This window comes from Actinoplanes sp. NPDC026619 (assembly GCF_040638295.1).
Classification (GTDB): Bacteria; Actinomycetota; Actinomycetes; order Mycobacteriales; family Micromonosporaceae; genus Actinoplanes.
This window is the reverse complement of record NZ_JBEZYA010000038.1, coordinates 1-15,195: the sequence shown is the minus strand read 5'-3', so window position 1 is coordinate 15,195 and position 15,195 is coordinate 1. Positions and strand designations below refer to the sequence as shown.

At 69.4% G+C, this 15,195-nt stretch carries 21 protein-coding genes; 9 read left to right on the top strand and 12 right to left on the bottom strand.

Annotated features, from left to right (window positions below):
* Positions 1 to 9 precede the first annotated feature (9 nt).
* Together AB0E90_RS45860 and AB0E90_RS45855 are read left to right on the top strand one after the other, a co-directional pair.
* Complete coding sequence (locus tag AB0E90_RS45860; protein WP_360419080.1) at positions 10 to 1,227, top strand: cation:proton antiporter; 1,218 nt, start codon at positions 10 to 12, stop codon at positions 1,225 to 1,227.
* Positions 1,228 to 1,290: 63 nt separating this feature from the next.
* Positions 1,291 to 1,836, top strand: a complete 546-nt coding sequence (locus AB0E90_RS45855; RefSeq protein ID WP_360418963.1) for an AAA family ATPase — start codon at positions 1,291 to 1,293, stop codon at positions 1,834 to 1,836.
* A 101-nt stretch (positions 1,837 to 1,937) separates the two neighbouring features.
* On the opposite strand, the gene AB0E90_RS45850 is transcribed toward AB0E90_RS45855, so the two are convergent.
* Positions 1,938 to 2,159 (bottom strand): GlsB/YeaQ/YmgE family stress response membrane protein, encoded by a 222-nt coding sequence (locus AB0E90_RS45850; protein ID WP_360418961.1) that lies wholly within the window; start codon positions 2,157 to 2,159, stop codon positions 1,938 to 1,940.
* A gap of 136 nt (positions 2,160 to 2,295) precedes the next feature.
* A complete protein-coding gene (locus tag AB0E90_RS45845) occupies positions 2,296 to 2,499 on the bottom strand; it encodes a hypothetical protein (RefSeq protein ID WP_360418959.1) in 204 nt (67 codons plus the stop codon).
* A gap of 298 nt (positions 2,500 to 2,797) precedes the next feature.
* Between AB0E90_RS45845 and AB0E90_RS45840 the strand changes: the two genes are divergently transcribed.
* Positions 2,798 to 3,388 carry an STAS domain-containing protein gene (locus AB0E90_RS45840; RefSeq protein ID WP_360418957.1) on the top strand — a complete coding sequence of 197 codons (591 nt, stop codon included), beginning with the start codon at positions 2,798 to 2,800 and terminating at the stop codon, positions 3,386 to 3,388.
* 144 nt (positions 3,389 to 3,532) lie between these two features.
* On the opposite strand, the gene AB0E90_RS45835 is transcribed toward AB0E90_RS45840, so the two are convergent.
* Genes AB0E90_RS45835 through AB0E90_RS45825 form a run of 3 tightly spaced genes read right to left on the bottom strand, consistent with a single transcriptional unit; the run spans position 3,533 to position 6,116 of the window.
* Entirely contained in the window at positions 3,533 to 4,093 is a 561-nt protein-coding gene (locus AB0E90_RS45835) for a GerMN domain-containing protein (protein ID WP_360418955.1), read from the bottom strand.
* Positions 4,090 to 5,442, bottom strand: a complete 1,353-nt coding sequence (locus AB0E90_RS45830) for a HAMP domain-containing sensor histidine kinase (protein WP_360418953.1) — start codon at positions 5,440 to 5,442, stop codon at positions 4,090 to 4,092. Before AB0E90_RS45830 ends, AB0E90_RS45835 begins: the two co-directional genes overlap by 4 nt.
* Positions 5,439 to 6,116 carry a response regulator transcription factor gene (locus AB0E90_RS45825; protein WP_360418951.1) on the bottom strand — a complete coding sequence of 226 codons (678 nt, stop codon included), beginning with the start codon at positions 6,114 to 6,116 and terminating at the stop codon, positions 5,439 to 5,441. Before AB0E90_RS45825 ends, AB0E90_RS45830 begins: the two co-directional genes overlap by 4 nt.
* 182 nt (positions 6,117 to 6,298) lie before the next feature.
* On the opposite strand from AB0E90_RS45825, the gene AB0E90_RS45820 reads away from it, so the two are divergent.
* The 3 genes from AB0E90_RS45820 to AB0E90_RS45810 all read left to right on the top strand — a co-directional run bounded on the left by AB0E90_RS45820 (position 6,299) and on the right by AB0E90_RS45810 (position 7,472).
* Positions 6,299 to 6,589 carry an STAS domain-containing protein gene (locus AB0E90_RS45820; protein ID WP_360418949.1) on the top strand — a complete coding sequence of 97 codons (291 nt, stop codon included), beginning with the start codon at positions 6,299 to 6,301 and terminating at the stop codon, positions 6,587 to 6,589.
* Between the two features lie 91 nt (positions 6,590 to 6,680).
* Positions 6,681 to 7,127, top strand: coding sequence for a CBS domain-containing protein (locus tag AB0E90_RS45815; RefSeq protein ID WP_360418947.1), 447 nt, complete (start codon positions 6,681 to 6,683; stop codon positions 7,125 to 7,127).
* Between the two features lie 12 nt (positions 7,128 to 7,139).
* Positions 7,140 to 7,472 (top strand): hypothetical protein, encoded by a 333-nt coding sequence (locus tag AB0E90_RS45810; RefSeq protein ID WP_360418945.1) that lies wholly within the window; start codon positions 7,140 to 7,142, stop codon positions 7,470 to 7,472.
* Between the two features lie 46 nt (positions 7,473 to 7,518).
* On the opposite strand, the gene AB0E90_RS45805 is transcribed toward AB0E90_RS45810, so the two are convergent.
* The 5 genes from AB0E90_RS45805 to AB0E90_RS45785 form a co-directional block, all read right to left on the bottom strand.
* Entirely contained in the window at positions 7,519 to 7,980 is a 462-nt protein-coding gene (locus AB0E90_RS45805) for an SPW repeat protein (RefSeq protein WP_360418943.1), read from the bottom strand.
* Positions 7,980 to 8,108: a hypothetical protein gene (locus tag AB0E90_RS45800; protein ID WP_360418941.1), complete on the bottom strand. Its 129-nt coding sequence runs from the start codon at positions 8,106 to 8,108 to the stop codon at positions 7,980 to 7,982. Before AB0E90_RS45800 ends, AB0E90_RS45805 begins: the two co-directional genes overlap by 1 nt.
* Before the next feature lie 138 nt (positions 8,109 to 8,246).
* Positions 8,247 to 9,542, bottom strand: a complete 1,296-nt coding sequence (locus AB0E90_RS45795) for an ArsB/NhaD family transporter (RefSeq protein ID WP_360418939.1) — start codon at positions 9,540 to 9,542, stop codon at positions 8,247 to 8,249.
* Between the two features lie 213 nt (positions 9,543 to 9,755).
* The gene (locus AB0E90_RS45790; RefSeq protein WP_360418937.1) at positions 9,756 to 9,896 is read right to left on the bottom strand and encodes a hypothetical protein; all 141 of its coding nucleotides are present in this window, start codon (positions 9,894 to 9,896) and stop codon (positions 9,756 to 9,758) included.
* Between the two features lie 405 nt (positions 9,897 to 10,301).
* Positions 10,302 to 11,249, bottom strand: coding sequence for an RNA polymerase subunit sigma-70 (locus tag AB0E90_RS45785; protein ID WP_360418935.1), 948 nt, complete (start codon positions 11,247 to 11,249; stop codon positions 10,302 to 10,304).
* A gap of 114 nt (positions 11,250 to 11,363) precedes the next feature.
* Between AB0E90_RS45785 and AB0E90_RS45780 the strand changes: the two genes are divergently transcribed.
* Positions 11,364 to 11,720, top strand: a complete 357-nt coding sequence (locus tag AB0E90_RS45780) for a VOC family protein (protein WP_360418933.1) — start codon at positions 11,364 to 11,366, stop codon at positions 11,718 to 11,720.
* Positions 11,717 to 12,745, top strand: coding sequence for a DUF2461 family protein (locus tag AB0E90_RS45775; protein WP_360418931.1), 1,029 nt, complete (start codon positions 11,717 to 11,719; stop codon positions 12,743 to 12,745). Before AB0E90_RS45780 ends, AB0E90_RS45775 begins: the two co-directional genes overlap by 4 nt.
* Before the next feature lie 144 nt (positions 12,746 to 12,889).
* Here AB0E90_RS45775 and AB0E90_RS45770 read toward each other — a convergent pair whose 3' ends face one another.
* Both AB0E90_RS45770 and AB0E90_RS45765 read right to left on the bottom strand, forming a co-directional pair.
* Complete coding sequence (locus AB0E90_RS45770; RefSeq protein ID WP_360418929.1) at positions 12,890 to 14,110, bottom strand: DUF6596 domain-containing protein; 1,221 nt, start codon at positions 14,108 to 14,110, stop codon at positions 12,890 to 12,892.
* A 2-nt stretch (positions 14,111 to 14,112) separates the two neighbouring features.
* Positions 14,113 to 14,472, bottom strand: a complete 360-nt coding sequence (locus AB0E90_RS45765) for a YciI family protein (protein WP_360418927.1) — start codon at positions 14,470 to 14,472, stop codon at positions 14,113 to 14,115.
* A 165-nt stretch (positions 14,473 to 14,637) separates the two neighbouring features.
* Between AB0E90_RS45765 and AB0E90_RS45760 the strand changes: the two genes are divergently transcribed.
* Complete coding sequence (locus AB0E90_RS45760) at positions 14,638 to 14,901, top strand: hypothetical protein (protein WP_360418925.1); 264 nt, start codon at positions 14,638 to 14,640, stop codon at positions 14,899 to 14,901.
* The last annotated feature ends 294 nt before the right edge of the window (positions 14,902 to 15,195 follow it).

The window sequence follows — 15,195 nt, the reverse complement described above, 5'->3', positions numbered from 1 at the left end:
CCCGGAGTTATCGTGCTGCTGCTCGCGTTTGCTGCCGTACTGCTGCTGGCCGTGCTGGTCTCCGCCCTGGCCAAGCGGACGATCCTGTCCACGGCCGTGCTGTTCCTGGTCGCCGGATTCGTTCTCGGCCCGGACACCAGCGGCGTGCTCGACGTGCACGCCGACTCGCCGATCGTCGGAACACTGGCCGAGTTGGCGCTGTTCGCTGTCCTGTTCACCGACGGCATGCGCGTCGGCTGGCCCGACCTGCGTTCGGCCTGGCAGCTGCCAGGACGTGCGCTGGGCTGGGGTCTGCCACTGACGCTGCTGGTGACGGCGCTGGCGGCACACTACGTGGCCGGGCTGGGCTGGGCGGAGTCGCTGCTGATCGGGGCGATCCTGAGCCCGACCGATCCGGTGTTCGCCTCCGCGCTGGTCGGCAACGACAAGGTCCCGGCCCGGCTGCGGCACCTGCTGAACGTGGAGTCGGGCGTCAACGACGGCTTGGCCCTGCCGTTCGTGATCGTCTTCCTGGCCGTCGCGACCGGCTCCGACGACCTGCATCTGGGCGAGCTCGCGGTCGAGGTCTCGCTGGGTCTGATCATCGGTGTGCTGATCCCGGTGCTGGCGATTCTGCTGGAACGCACCCGGTTCTTCTCCGCGTCGACCGCGTACGAGCCGCTCAACGGGCTGGCGATCGGGCTGCTGGTGCTGGCCGTGGCGCAGGCGACGCACGCCAACCTGTTCCTGGCCGCCTTCTCCGCGGGCATCACGGTGGCGACCTTCGGCCCGCGCCAGCGGGCGGCGTTCGAGCATTTCGGGGAAAATATCGCTGAGCTTTTCAAATTGGCGGCGCTGCTGGTGTTCGGTGCGCTGATCTCGCTGGAGTTCCTCGCGGACATCTCCTGGCAGGGATGGGTGTTCGCGTTCCTGGCCATTTTTGTGGCCCGTCCGGTTGCGCTGTGGGTGTCATTCCTGCGTTCCGGGCTGGACATGCGGGAACAGGCCGCGGCGATGTGGTTCGGCCCGAAGGGCTTCGCCTCGGTCGTCTACGGTTTGCTCGTCCTGGAGTCCGGCATCATGGCGGCGGACACGATTTTCCACCTGGTGGCCGTGACGATCGTGGTCTCGATCGTGTTGCACTCGTCGACCGATGTCGTGGTCGCTCGTGGCTTCGACGATCAGGCGGAGGTTCCGGCTTGGTACGGCGTGGTGCGCCGACGGGTCCGTTCGGCGCGAGGCCGTTGAGCGGAGATCCTTGCCCTGCTTGCCCGAACCGGGCCGGGCCTCGACACCGGTTACCGTGCCGGGTTGGTCGATCGGTTCGACCTGGATCTCGACAAGCCGGCCCGTACCTACTCGAGCGGTAACCGGCAGAAGGTGGCGCTGGTCGCCGCGTTCGCGACGCGGGCGCCGCTGCTGGTGCTGGATGAGCCGACCGGCGGACTCGACCCGCTGACGGAACGCGAGTTCCGGCGGGCCGTCCGGGAAGCACGCGAGCGGGGACAGACAGTCTTGCTCAGCTCGCACCGTCGCGAGGAGGTCGAGGCGGTGTGCGACCGAGTCGGGATCCTGCGCGCGGGCCGGCTGGTCGACGTCGCGACGGTCGCCGCCTTGCGCCGGTTGCACCGCAGCGAGGTCGCGGCCCTCTTCCCGGCCGCGGTTCCCGACCTGTCGGCACTGCCGGGCGTGGACGAGGTGGTGGGCGACGGGAAAGGGCGGGTGCGGTTCGTGCTGGCCGGGCCGCCGGCGCCGGTGTTGCGGGCGCTTGCCGCGGCGGACGTCACCGCGGTGTTCCTGCGCGAATCCAGCCTCGAGGAGATCTTCCTCGCCTACTACGGCGACACCGGCCGATGACCGCGTTGCGGGCGGTGACCGGCCTTGCGGTGCGGCAGGTCCGGGTGGGCGCGGCGGTCGTGACGGTGCTCTCTGCCGGGATGTCGCTGCTCAGGTGGTTCTTACGAGGTTTCCCGCGAACCCGTCCGGTCGGGAAGGCGACGACGTGCCTCGGTCGCCATCACCGTGACCGCGATGCCGGCGAAAAGTACGGGTGCGACGACGTCCGGCAGGCCGAAGCCCGGTGCCGTAGGTGCCACCGTTTTCGCGGCGAGGGTTCCCAGAACAGCGGCGCCGACGCCGACGGCCACGGTGAGCCGGCGGGGCACACGTCGGCCCGGCATGACTATCTGGCTACCGAGACCGACGGCAAGGCCGGCAGACGCGGCGACGACCAAGCTCACGAACGTCAACGCATATCTCCTCGCATCGAAGTGGCGGTCCCGGTCGGTCGTGCGGTCTCATCGGTCGCCCGTGGAACTACCCCGTTTGCGCCTCGTCAGTGGTGGCCTTCGAGGGTGTTTCTGCTGGCGGCCGACGGTGGAGGAGCCCGTCCACGATCGCCACGATCGGTTCGTTGAACCAGTCGAAGTCGGGTACGGCGATCTGTTCGCAGCGTTCGTGGAGGGTTGCCGGGGTTACCGTGTGGTCGAGATGTGGCATCCGTGTTCCATGGTTGGTCATCGTGCCTCCCGAACCCGGGTCGGCCCTGGGGTCGGCCGCTTCCTGGTTTCATTGCATAGCGCCATTGTTGCTCGGGACAAGGGAAGAGTCGCGCGGGAGGGCGAAGTGACACGAGACCGTCATATTGCTGCGGACCGTCTGCCACATCGATCCGAGACGCTGGTAGTCGCGTAGGAAAGTGAGCTTTATTCGGGACCGGCCTCGAGTCGCCAACCGCCGCACGTCAGCGGTTCGACCCATCCGTCCTGAATGATCCTCGGTGACTATTTCCATTGCCGGTAGACCGTGAGGAGCAGGTATGACAGCCGTTCCCGCCGTCGACGGAGGCATGCAGGTGATCTGCGACCAGTGTGGTGATGTCGCCCGGTCGGACGGTTGCGGCATTCACGACGCCGACGTTGTCTACGTGGCGGTGGCGGCACTCGGCTGGGGTGGGTCGGCGTTCGCCCGGGGGCCGCACCGTTGTCCGGCGTGCACGACGCGACCGAGCACCCGTCCGGGCAGGCCACGCCGGCGGGCGCCCGAGGGCGTACCAGGCACGTGGGTCTCTCTGCGGCTGACGCCGTCGGCCGCGATCGTGCGGGTACTGCGGGACATCGATCTCGATGTCGTCCCGCAGCTGCGAATCGCGCTGGAGCAGGCGGTCCAGGCACGGCCGCGCGTGGTGGTCGATCTCGCGCAGGTCAACGTCATCGACTCGAACGGTCTGGGGACCCTGGTGCGGGCACGTAACGCGGCTCGCGTCCGGCGCGGGGTGCTGGTGCTCGCCGCGCCGTCCCGGTTCGTGCAGACCGTTCTGCGGACGATGCGGTTACACACGGCGTTCCCCGTGTTCGACTCTGCCGATCAGGCTGTCGCAGCGGAGAACACGGACAGTGGAGTGGCTTGACCATGCCTGCCTCCCGGGCTGCCTGCACGCCGCGCGAGGCGGTGGTTCTCCGCGCAGCCGCACCGGTGTCGGCCCGTGCCACGCCGTCCGGCGTCGTGGCCGGCCGCCGGAAGACACGGCCGCGACGATGATCTGGCCGCGCCGTCAGGAACCCAGAAGACCGGCGTAGTCCGCGATCGTGAGCGGGTCGGCGGACAGCGAGCCGTCGCCCCGCGGGACGCCGAGCGATCGGCCGCCGCTGGTGAACGACACTGTTCCGACATCGGCGCCCTGACTGGTCAGCGTGCAGACGATCTGCCCGTAGGCGAGGATCTCGTCGCTGCGTGCACCCTGATCGGCAGGCTTGCCGATCGTGACGCTGGCGCGCCGCTGGGTCACGCTGATGCCGTCGATCTTCATGGTGCTCAATGCGGTGCTGATGCCGTCCTCGTGTTCCGCGGCGGTAGGTCCGGCGAGCAGGTCCTGCAACATCTGTTGCGGAGTACGGGCCGTCGGCACCCTGCGCACGACCCGTGCCAGCTCGCCGTCGCGGATCAGGTAGAGGCGCTCGATGGCAGTGCCGAAGCGGTCCGGGGCCGGCCCGCTGGGCCCGTACGAGAGGCCGGGATTGCGCAGGTCGCGCGGCTCGTCCTCGGCCGGCACACCGCATCCGCCCGCGATCGGCGTCAGTAGGAGTACGACGGCGACGAACACGCAGGCCTTCATGATGCGCACCCCGGCAGGTCGATGCGGAACCGGGCTCCTCCACCCGGCCGGTCCAGCACCGTTGCGGCCCCGCCGTGTGCGGCGGCATGCTGGGCGACCAGGGCGAGCCCCAGTCCCGTACCGTCGGAGCCGCGCCTCGTCCCAGCGGCCCGGCCGCGCACGAAACGATTGAAGATCACCGTCTTGTCCTCCGGACTGACTCCGGGCCCCTCGTCGTACACTTCGATGCTGCCCACATCGCTGTCCAGCACGAGACGGACCGCGGTGGCGCCGCCGCCGTAGGCCGCTGCGTTGTCGATCAGGTTGCCGAGCATCTGCCCGACACGACGACGGTCGACACACCAGGTGGTGCCGCCCTCGGCCGTCACGATGCTTTCCGGCAGGCCGCGTTCCCGGCAGGCCGACCGGGCCAGCCCGGCGACGTCCACCGGTGCCCGTTCCGCCGGCTGGTCACTGCGCGCCAGTGTGAGCAGATCGTTGACCAACTGCTGGAAACGGGCGATCTCCTCGGCGATCAGTCCGGCCGCGGTCGCGGTGCGTTCGTCGAGCTGGTCTCGCCGCCGCACGAGAACGGTCGCGGCAGTGGACAGCGTCTGCAGCGGCGAACGCAACTCGTGGCTGACGTCGGCGGCGAACCGCCGGTCGCGTTCCAGCCGGGCCGACAGCTCGTCGACCATGTAGTTGAAGGAGGACGCCAGCCGGCCGAGATCCGGTTCCTGCGCCGGGTCGAGCCGGGCGTCGGAGGCCCCCGTGGCGATGTCCTGTGCCGCCTGCGCGACCCGCACGAGAGGGCGCAGCACGTACCGGCTGGCGTACCGGCCGAGCGCGGCCCCGGCCAGCGCGGTGCTGACCGCGACCGCGGTCAGCACGATGGTGAGCACTCGCAGGGTGTGGTCGAGCTCGGCGAGCGAGTCGACCTCGTAGAACACCGTGTCGGCGGAGATCGGCACCGCGACGACCAGGGTTGGGGTGCCGCCGGCACGGACCCGCTGCACGGCGGCCCGGCCGGACTGCGCCTGTCGCTGGAGGCCGGCTGGCACGGCGTTGGTGGTGCCGGCGTCGGCGTTGCGGGCGAACCACTCTCCGGAGCGGTACAGCAGCGCCCGGCGGCTCTCGCCGGTATCGAGCGATCGCAACAGGGCGACGAGGTCGGGATCGGCCGTCGTGACGATACCGGCCCGCATCACCGCCGCGTCGTAGTACGCGGCGCGTACGGCGGTGTTCTCCCGCTCGCCGAGCAGCGAATGCCGAATGATCTCGTACGAGACGAAAGCCATCGTGGCGGAAAGGGCGAGCGCGCCCGCGGCGAAGCCGGCGATGACACGCGCGCGGAGCCCGGCCCGCCTCATCGTTGCAGCTTGTAACCGAGACCTCGGACAGTGACGAGATGCTTCGGCGCGCTCGAGTCGTCCTCGATCTTCTGCCGCAGCCGGCCGACATGGACGTCGACGAGGCGTTCGTCGCCGCCGTCGTACTCCCACACCCGTTGCAGCAACTGCTGGCGGGACAACACCCGGCCGGGGTGGTCGGCGAGCTCACAGAGCAACTGGAACTCGGTGCGGGTGACCGGCACCGGTTCCCCGTGCAGCCGTACCTCACCAGCTTCCGGCATGATCTCCAACTCGCCGAAGCGCAAGACGGGCACGGCCTCGGGCGAAACCGCCCGGGCGCGCCGGCGCAAAGCCCGCAACCGGGCGGTCAGCTCCTTCACCGCAACCGGCTTGACCAGGTAATCGTCGGCGCCGGCCTCAAGCGCGGCAACGATGTCATGGGTGTCGTCGCGGGCGCTGATCACCACGATCGGCACGTCGTCGGTGCGCCGTAACTGCCGGATGCACTCGAAGCCGTCAATACCGGGCAGCATCAGGTCGACGAGGACGGTGTCGGCGGGGGCCTGGCGTTGCGCGTCGAGCCCTTCCTCGGCGGTGGGCACGCCCGTCGCCACATAGCCCTCGTCCTCGAGCGCAAGCACGAGCGAGAGCCTGATCCGGTCGTCATCCTCGATCACCAGAACCGCCGACATTCCCCCATCATGGCTGGTACGCGACCACGGCGGCGAGCCGGGCCGCCGAATAGCAGCGGACTGTCACGGAACTGTCATAGGCGCGAGGACGACCCGCCACACCGGTCGACGAATCTTGCCATGAGGCGCGATGTCGAGGAGAGATGCCAATGCTGGACCAGGAAATTCCGGAAGCGGTCGTCGTGGTCACCGAACCGTTCGAGGGCATCGCCGTCGAACGATGGAAGCGGCTGATCACCGATGCGGTCGAGCTGCACCCGCACCGCCTGATCATCGACCTGCGCCACAGCGCACTGGTGGACGCGGCCGCGATCGATATTCTGTTGCGGGCACATCGCAACATGATCAGCAGCGGTGGCCGGCTGGTGCTGTGCGCGCCATCGGCACGTGTCCGGCGCATCCTCCACCTCGCCCGGCTGGAGCAGGTGTTCGACGTCGTCGACCATCGCTCACCAGCCGCTTTGCCCCGCTGATTCACCGCTGCTCGCGTTCCCGGTGAGCGAGCGCAGCCGCACACCGACGTCGCTGCCGCCGACCGCAGGCGGGAGAGACTAGCGTGGGGGGATGCGCGCGTCCGACATGGCGAGGCCGTTCAGCACGGTGACCGAGACGACGCCGGCCCGTGAGGCGGTGACGGTATTGGCGGCGCAGGATCTACCCGGTCTTGTCGTGCTGGACGCCAAGGGCCGTCCGCTGACCGTGCTGGCCGGCACGCAGGTGCTGCGGATGGCGCTGCCCTCGTACTGCCAGGACGACCCAGCGTTGGCGCGGGTCGTTGATGAGCCCGCCGCCGACGTGATCTTCGACGGGCTGGGCGACCGCACGGTGGCCGAACTGTTGCCGAGGTCCCGGCCTGAACTCCCTGTCGTCGCGCCGGACGCCACCGTGCTCGAGGTGGCTTCCGTGATGGCGCGCTCGAATGTGCCGCTCGTGGCGGTGGTCGGCGCCGACAAGAAGATGATTGGCGTGATCACGTTGGACGGGCTGCTCGACCGGGTGCTCGGCACCTGATCGGCGGCGCACATGGGTGTCGAGGAGCGCCGCGTCGTCATCGGGCGCGAAGTGGCCGCCGGTGTCGTACTGATCGTCGTCGCCGAGTTCCTCGGCGCGGCGCTGTCCACCGGCCACGCGGGTGATGCTCTGCTGGTGGCAGTGGCGTGCGGGCTGGCGGCCGCGCTCGCGACCGACTGGGTGTCATGGGTGTGCGTTGGCGTGCTCGCGGCGGTGATCCTCGTTGCCTTCGCCTCCTACCGCTTCGGCACCAGCTCTTGGCCGTACACACCGATCATCGGCTTTGCGGTGATGACCGGAGCGGGATTTCGTACCTTACGTCGGCTTGAGTCCATGCGCGAGTGACTGCCACCCGGAGGCGCACGAACGTAGCCGCGGGGGCCCAAGATTTTCAATTTCGCGGTTCCGGATCTGTCGTCGTAGAGTCTCCTCGGCTGCTGCCTTCGGTACGGCCTCGACCAGTTCGAGGCGGCGATCGTCGTGCTGCTCCGGCAAGTGCGCCCACCCCGGCGAACATCACGACGAGGACGCCGATCACGATGTCGTTCCAGGCCACGCCGAGCAGAACGGCGTAGTCCAGCACGAAGGGCGCGGCCACCAACCACCCACCCAACAGAACGCTGACCAGCCCCAGCACTGCCGTACGCCGCGGAGCCAGCACCCGCAGGGCGCCGACAGCCGTCAGGGACAAGCCCGTCGCAATGTCGTTCCACGCCGGGTAGCGGCCGGGATTGTCGACAACCAGCGGAGTGGCGGCGATCCATACTCCGGCTACAGCGACGAAGACGCTGGGTGTGTAGACGAGGTCGGTGGTGAGCCGGCGGATCATGCCGTTCTCCGGGCGCATCGTCATCAGGCACACCGTAATGGATCAGCGACCACGGCGGCCGCGATCGTCGCGGCGACACCGGTCGACGCCACCATCCCGGCGGCGGTGGTTACCGTTCTCGCGGCGGCCAGGCACGCGCGCAGGTTACGCACGGCAGACTCCCTTCGCCGGGACGACTGACAACCCCACGGTGCCTTCGGCAGGTGGCGGCGGCGCTGCGGAACGTTCACAATCCCATGACACTCTGCCCACGCCGGTCTCTCGGCCATGGTGTGCACCACCGTGTTTCCTCAGAAAGCGAAAAAGCGCAGCCATAGGTACGGCACGGCCATGGCGACCGAGATGACGGTGACGATCAACCCGTACTTGGTGAAGCCCCAGAACGAGATCCGGTGTCCGGAACGTTCGGCGATGCCGAGCACGACGACGTTGGCCGAGGCCCCGACCGCCGTCGCGTTGCCGCCCAGGTCGGCGCCGATGGCAAGGGCCCACCACAGGACCTGTGCCTTGTCCAGCCCGCCCTCCGCGTGTACGAGTTCGGAGACGACGGGGCTCATCGTGGCCACATAGGGGATGTTGTCGACGATCGCCGACAGTCCGGCCGAGGCCCACAGCAGCAGCAGCGTCGCCGGCCACAATTTGCCCTCGACGGCGCCGGTGGCGGCACGGGCGAGCGAGTCGATCACCCCGGTCGCGACCAGCGCGCCGACCATGACGAACAGACCGGCGAAGAACACCAGGGTGGGCCACTCGACGTCCTTGGCGACCTCGGTGGCATCCAGCCGGGACAGGGCCAGCAACAGCAGGCCGCCGAGCAGCGCCACCACCGAGGGCTCCAGGTGCAGCAGCGTGTGCAGGCCGAACGCGGCCAGCACGAGCGCGAGGACGGCCAGGCTGATCACGACCAGCCGCCGGTCGCGGATGGCATCGGCCTCCCGCAGGGCCATGACCCGCTCGGCGCGCTCGGCGTCGTAGCGGAACGCGGACCGGAACATGATCCGGCACAGCAGCACCAGTACGACGAGGACCACCAGGACGAACGGCGCCATGACCGATAGAAAGTCATTGAAGGTCAGCCCTGACCGGCTGGCGATGATGATGTTCGGCGGGTCGCCGACCAGGGTTCCGGCGCCGCCGATGTTCGAGGCCAGGACCTCGGCGATCAGGAACGGCACGGGCGGTACGCCGAGCCGCTCGCACACCAGCAAGGTCACCGGCGCGACCAGCAACACGGTCGTAACGTTGTCGAGGGCGGCCGACACTACACCGGTGACCACCAGCAGAATGACCATCACCGGGAACGGGCGGCCGCGCGCTCGTTTGGCGCTCCAGATCGCCACGTACTCGAAGATGCCGGTGCGTTTCAGCACGCTGACGATCAGCATCATGCCCAGCAGCAGGAAGATGACGTTCCAGTCGATGCCCGCGTCCTCGGAGAAGAACGCATGCTTCGCATCGGTCGCCCCGATTGCCAGCATGATCGACGCGCCGCCGAGCGCGACCGCCACCCGATTGATCTTTTCCGTGGCGATCAGCACGTAGGCGATTCCGAAGATCACCACGGCGGTCCAAGCCAGTGTGCTCACCCGTGCGCCCCCTGACTTGGACAGCCGACATCGATCGCCGACCAGGCTTCCCGGCACACCTCAGATCAACCTACCAGCCGGCTATGGCCACGCCGCCGTCCTTCGTCCCCACCGGCTAAGCCGCCCGGCGCGGCGGGCACAGACAAGACCGAACGCGCTGGTGTCGCCGCCGATCGGAACCTCAAGCCGGGGCCCCTGGGAGCGTCTCCGTGATCACGTGCTCGTGTGCTGCGTCAGCCATTGCAGCAGCGGCCGGTAGGGCATGAGGTGGTGGGCGTACCAAGGCACGAACTGTGTGGTGCCGATGGCCTCGGGATGCGCGAAGCGCTGGATGAGATGGAAGCCGTCGCGCACAGCTAAGCGGGCCGCGGCCCGGCCGGCGGGAAACCGGCCGGCGGACGGACGCGGGTTGGCTCGCTCAGTTCGGCACCGGCGCCGATCAAGGTGTTGGCGGTCTCGTCGAGTTCTTCGGCGAGCACCGGGCCACGTAACGCGACGCTGCGCGGTAGCAGTCCCAACACCGGCCCGACGAGCCGAGGCTGAGCGCCGCCACGGCAGGCGCAGGCCTCGTCGCCACCTTCCGCGTCTGAGCCCTCGTAGAATGTCTGGCGTTCCTGGCTGCGCCGCCTCCAGTGATCCGGGGGAAAGCAGCCTCCGTCGACTTCCCGGGGGCGGTGAAACCGGTTCACGTCGACGGGTGGTGCCGGCCCTGGCATACGTGGGCGCCGCTGCTGCGGGACGACCGGGGTGGATCGGGCCTCAGCCGCGCTCGGGCAGGCCGAAGACGGGGAAGAGGGACGGGTCGGGAAAGCCGATGATGGTGGTGACCCCGCCGGCGGCGATGGTGAGCACCATGATCCCGTAGCCGCGGCAGTACTGCCGGTCGTCGGGGAGGTAGGCAGCCAAGGCCGCTTGGCCGTTGGCGCGGATCGGCCGCAGCCGGATCGTGTCGAGGCGGCCGTCGGCGGGGACGTTGGCGAAGAACCCGGCCACGGCGTCGCGTCCGGTGATGAGGATTGCCTGGGGCGGCATGGCGAGGATGACGTCGCGGTGCAGCAGCGCGGCCAGGGCAGGGATGTCGCACGACTGCCAGGCCCGCATGAAGGCGTCCAGGACCAGTTTCTCGTCGGCGGATGGAGGAGCGGCGGGCACGCCGCCGGTCTCGGCGAGCTTGGTCCGGGCCCGCTGCAGGGCGCTGTTGACCGCGGGGACGCTGAGGTCGAGCAGGGCCGCGACCTCAGCGGCGTTCCAAGCGAGGACGTCGCGGAGGATGACCGTGGCGCGCTGCGCCGGTGGCAGCAGTTGGAGGGCGGCGATGAAGGCCAGGGCGATGGACTCGCGCTGCTCGGCCACGGCGGCGGGATCGGCGTCGGCCCGGTCATCGGGGTACGGCTGGAGGTAGGTCACGTCGGCGGTGGTCGCCGGGACGCGGCCGCGCCGTTCGATCGCTTTGAGACAGGTGGTCGTGGCGATGCGCATCAGCCAGTGCCGCAGCGGCGCGTCGGTGCGGTACCCGGCCAGGCCGCGCCAGGCGCGCACGAGGGTCTCCTGGGTGGCGTCCTCGGCATCGTGAAAGGAGCCGAGCATCCGGTAGCAGTGCACGTGCAGGGCCCGGGTGTGCGGGGCGACCAGGCGCTCGAAGGCCGGCCCGTCGCCGTTGCGGGCGGCGGCGAGCAGCGGGTCGTCGACGGTCTCGGCGGTGCGCATCCTCCCACGGTAGCGGCGGGGTCAGACAACACCGATGAGTTCCGGACCGCTTCGGGATCTCAGAGGGTAGGCGGGTCCGATCGGCGGCCCGCAATGATGATCCGGGAGTGCGTGATGGCATCACCTTTCGTGTGGTTCGATCTGCCGGTCGGCGAGGCGGAGAAGCTCGGCGACTTCTACCGGGACCTGTTCGGCTGGACGGTCCGGTCCGGCTTCGGCGACTACCAGGCGGTGTTGGTCGACGGCGAGCAGCCGTGGGCCGGGATGCTGCCGTCGGATCCGGGCACGGCGGGCCGCTGGGTGCCGTACGTCCCGGTGGACGAACTGGCGGCCGCTGCTGATCGGGCGGTGGCGCTGGGCGGGAGGGTGGTCCGGCCGGCCCAAATTGGCCCGGCTGGGACGTCGGTGCTGGTCGCCGACCCGGCCGGCACGCTGGTCGCGCTGTTTGTGCCGCACGGCGCCGCGGCGTGACGGCGAGCCCGGCGCCCGGCGGCGAGGGACTCTTCTGGGAACTGGTCGGACCGATGTGCGCGGATCCGGCCGTGACCCGTTCGACCATGATGGGGCTGCCGTGCGTCCGGTGGGGCGGTCGGTTCTTCGCCGCACTGGACCGGCGTACCGGCGCGCTGCTAATCAGGCTTCACACGGTTCGGGTCGCCGCTCTGGTGGCGGCGGGGACCGGCGAGCCGTTCGCGCCGGCGGGACGGACCTTCCGCGAATGGGTCGCCGTCCCGCCGTCGGCCTCCAACCGATGGCGTGAACTGCTGACCGAAGCGAAGGACCACGCCGCGGGAACTGACGACGCTGCCGAGTTCCCCGGGTTCGGCCGGGGTGGCCTCACGTTCCTGGACGGCCTCGCCCGCGAGAACACAAAGGCCTACTTCGACGCGCACCGGGAGGTGTACCGGCGTGAGCTGCTCAATCCATCGAGAATGTTGGTTACGGCGCTCGTCGCAGCGTTGCGTCGCCGTTGCGTCCCGAGCCTGCGGGCCGAGCCGCGAGTCGGCGGCAGTCTGTTCCGGATCAGCAACGATCTCCGATTCCGGCCGAGTCGGCCGCCCTACAAGACTCATGTGGACATGGCGTTGTGGACCGGCCCCGACGGCCCGCGCACCGACCCGGCACTGTTGATCAGGGTGACCCCGGCCGAGGTTCATCTCGGTTGCGGGGTCGCTGCGTTGCGCGGGCCGGCGCTGGGGCGTTACCGGGCGGCGTTGGCGCAGCCGGATCACCTAGCATCGCTGGACCGCGAGATGGCGGCGCTGATCGCCGCCGGCGGGGCACTGTCGCAGCCGACCCGCCGCCGGCCCCCGCCGGGACTGGAACGGGCGGGCCGGTTCGCCGTGCGCGACGGGTTCCACGTCATGCGGGCCGAACCGCTGCCGCGTGCCGTCCACTCACCGCGGTTCGTGGCCTGGTGCGTCGAAAGACTCGCGCCGTTCGTGCCGGTGCATCGCCTGCTGGCGGAAGCCGTCGCCGAACCGCCGCCAGGCTGAATCACCTACGGCGGGACGACGTCCGGCCGGCGCACGCGAGGCGATGCGGCCGGCGGGCGCCGGCCCGGCGTGGTCGTGACCTCCCGCCCTCCACGGGTGTCCGCGTCGACGCCGGTGCGACTGCGACGACACTGCGGACCTTAATCAGTTCTGACCGCGCAGGGCGGCGGCGCGGCGGGTGAGGTACCGCTGTTCTTGAAGGCTGGCAGTAGCCCGCGCGGCGCGTAAGTAGGACTCGCGGGCCGCCTCCGGGTCACCGGCCTGCTCAAGCAGGTGCGCGCGGACGGCCTCGAGCCGGTGAGTGTGTGACAATCGCGTGTCGGCGTCGAGCGTGCCGAGTGCGGCGAGCCCGGCCGCCGGGCCGTGAACGACGGCGAGAGCGACGGCTCGGCTGAGCGCGACGACCGGTCCGGGCGCGACCCTGGTGAGCACGTCATAAAGGGCGAGGATCTGTGGCCAGTCGGTCTGCTCGGCGGTGGGTGCTTCGTCGTGCAGCGCGGCGATCGCGGCTTGGATCTGGTACGGGCCGACCGGGCCGGCGCCCAGCGTTCGCATCAGCAGGCGGCGGCCTTCGGCGATCACGGTGGCGTCCCAGCGGTGCCGGTTCTGGTCGGCAAGGGGAATGATCGATCCGCTGTCGTCGGTGCGGGCGTCGCGCCGGGCGTCGGTGAGCAGCATCAGGGCGAGTAGGCCGGTCACCTCGCCTTCGGCGGACAGTAGCCGATGCAGCATCCGGGTGAGGCGGATCGCCTCGACGGTCAGCTCATCGCGGTGCAGTGCTGGCCCGGAACTTGCGGTGCTGCCCTCGTTAAAGATCAGGTAGAGCACGTGCAGCACGACGTCCAACCGGTCCGGCCAGTTGTGCGGCGAGGGCAGTTCAAAGCGGGCGCCGGCCTCGCGGATGCTCTGTTTGGCCCGGCGGATCCGTTGCGACATGGTGGCCTCGGGGACCAGGAATGCGGTGGCAATTTGAGCCGTGGTCAGGCCACCCACGACGCGGAGGGTGAGGGCGACCTGGGCGGGCGGGGAGAGGGTCGGGTGGGCGCAGAGGAACAGCAGGATCAGGGTGTCGTCCGCCGGTCCGCCTGCGGGTGGTTGGCGGGCCGGGTCGAAGGCGGCCGCGGTCTCTCGGCGGCGCCTGGCGCTGTCCGCGCGCCACCGGTCGACCAGCGCGCGGTCGGCCACTGTCAGAAGCCAGGCGCGGGGCCGGTCGGGGCTTCCATTGGCGGGCCATTGGATGGTCGCGGCGAGCAACGCTTCCTGCACGGCGTCCTCGCAGGCGTCGAACTGCCCGTACCGGCGTACGAGCGCGCCGAGGACCTGCGGCGTGAGCTCGCGCAGCAGGCTCTCGAACGACGTGGTCATCGCTACAACTCGGGGGACTCGTCCATGACCCGGCGGATCTCCATCGGGTACTCGGTGTGCGCCACGACCCGTGCGGTGATCTCAACGGCCCGCTCGTGGCTTGCCTCGACGATCCAGTAGCCGGCGAGGGACTCCTTGATCTCGGCGAACGGCCCGTCGGTCGGCGCCGCGGTGCCGTTACGGAACCGTACGGTTGTGGCCTGGCTGGGATCCATGAGGTGCCGGCTCTCCACCACCTCGCCGCTCTCCCGCAGTTCACGGTCCATCGACACCATGGTGGTCTGCATCCTCTCGATCCATTCCGGGCTCCGCCCGGCCAGCGACTCGCCGAGCCCGCCGAACATCATGATCATGTACTTCATGGTGATCCGTCCCTTCGTCCGGCGCCCGGTGCGGGCACCGGCCCTTGGTCGGAGCGGCCGGTCCCGATTCCGACATCGGTCGCCAAGATTTTCGCGGTCGGCCAGTGCGCCTGGGAAGTGCGGTAACGATCCGATGTAGCGGGGAGGCGGGCTCATACGACTGCTGTGGCGGACTATCTCCGCGCACGGGATCTGACGTTATCTGGCACCCGCACCGGCGTAACGCTGCGCGGAACCCAGCCCGAGAAGGCGGCTATCGCCATTTCTGGCATCTTCGGTGTGGACCAGATCAACACCCTCGGCATGACCGGCCAAAGCCCGTGCAAGCCCGGCATCGCCGGGGAAGACGGTGATGCCAAAGACCGCCAAAAGAAAGACCCGGAGGATCGCCGCAAGATCGATCAAAAAAGATCAGCGGTGACCCCATAGGGGTTACGTGTCCGGCCCGATGGGCCGCTGACCTGGTAAAACTCAATCTGTCCGGGTATGTCACCGTCAAGATCGTGGCCTGATATGGCTGGTTGTGGCGGTGGCGCTCATGTGGTGTTCCCGCGGGGAACACCGATGATCCTGGCTGGCGGGCCGGGGTCGGTTCCAGGGTCATTGCGTGTTGGTGTAACTGCTGGTCACGGCGTCGATAAGGTCGTGTGATCGGCGGTCAGCTCGTCGGTTGGCGCGGGCGATGTTGGTGTCGCCGTTGATGCGGTGCCAGCCGATCGCGGT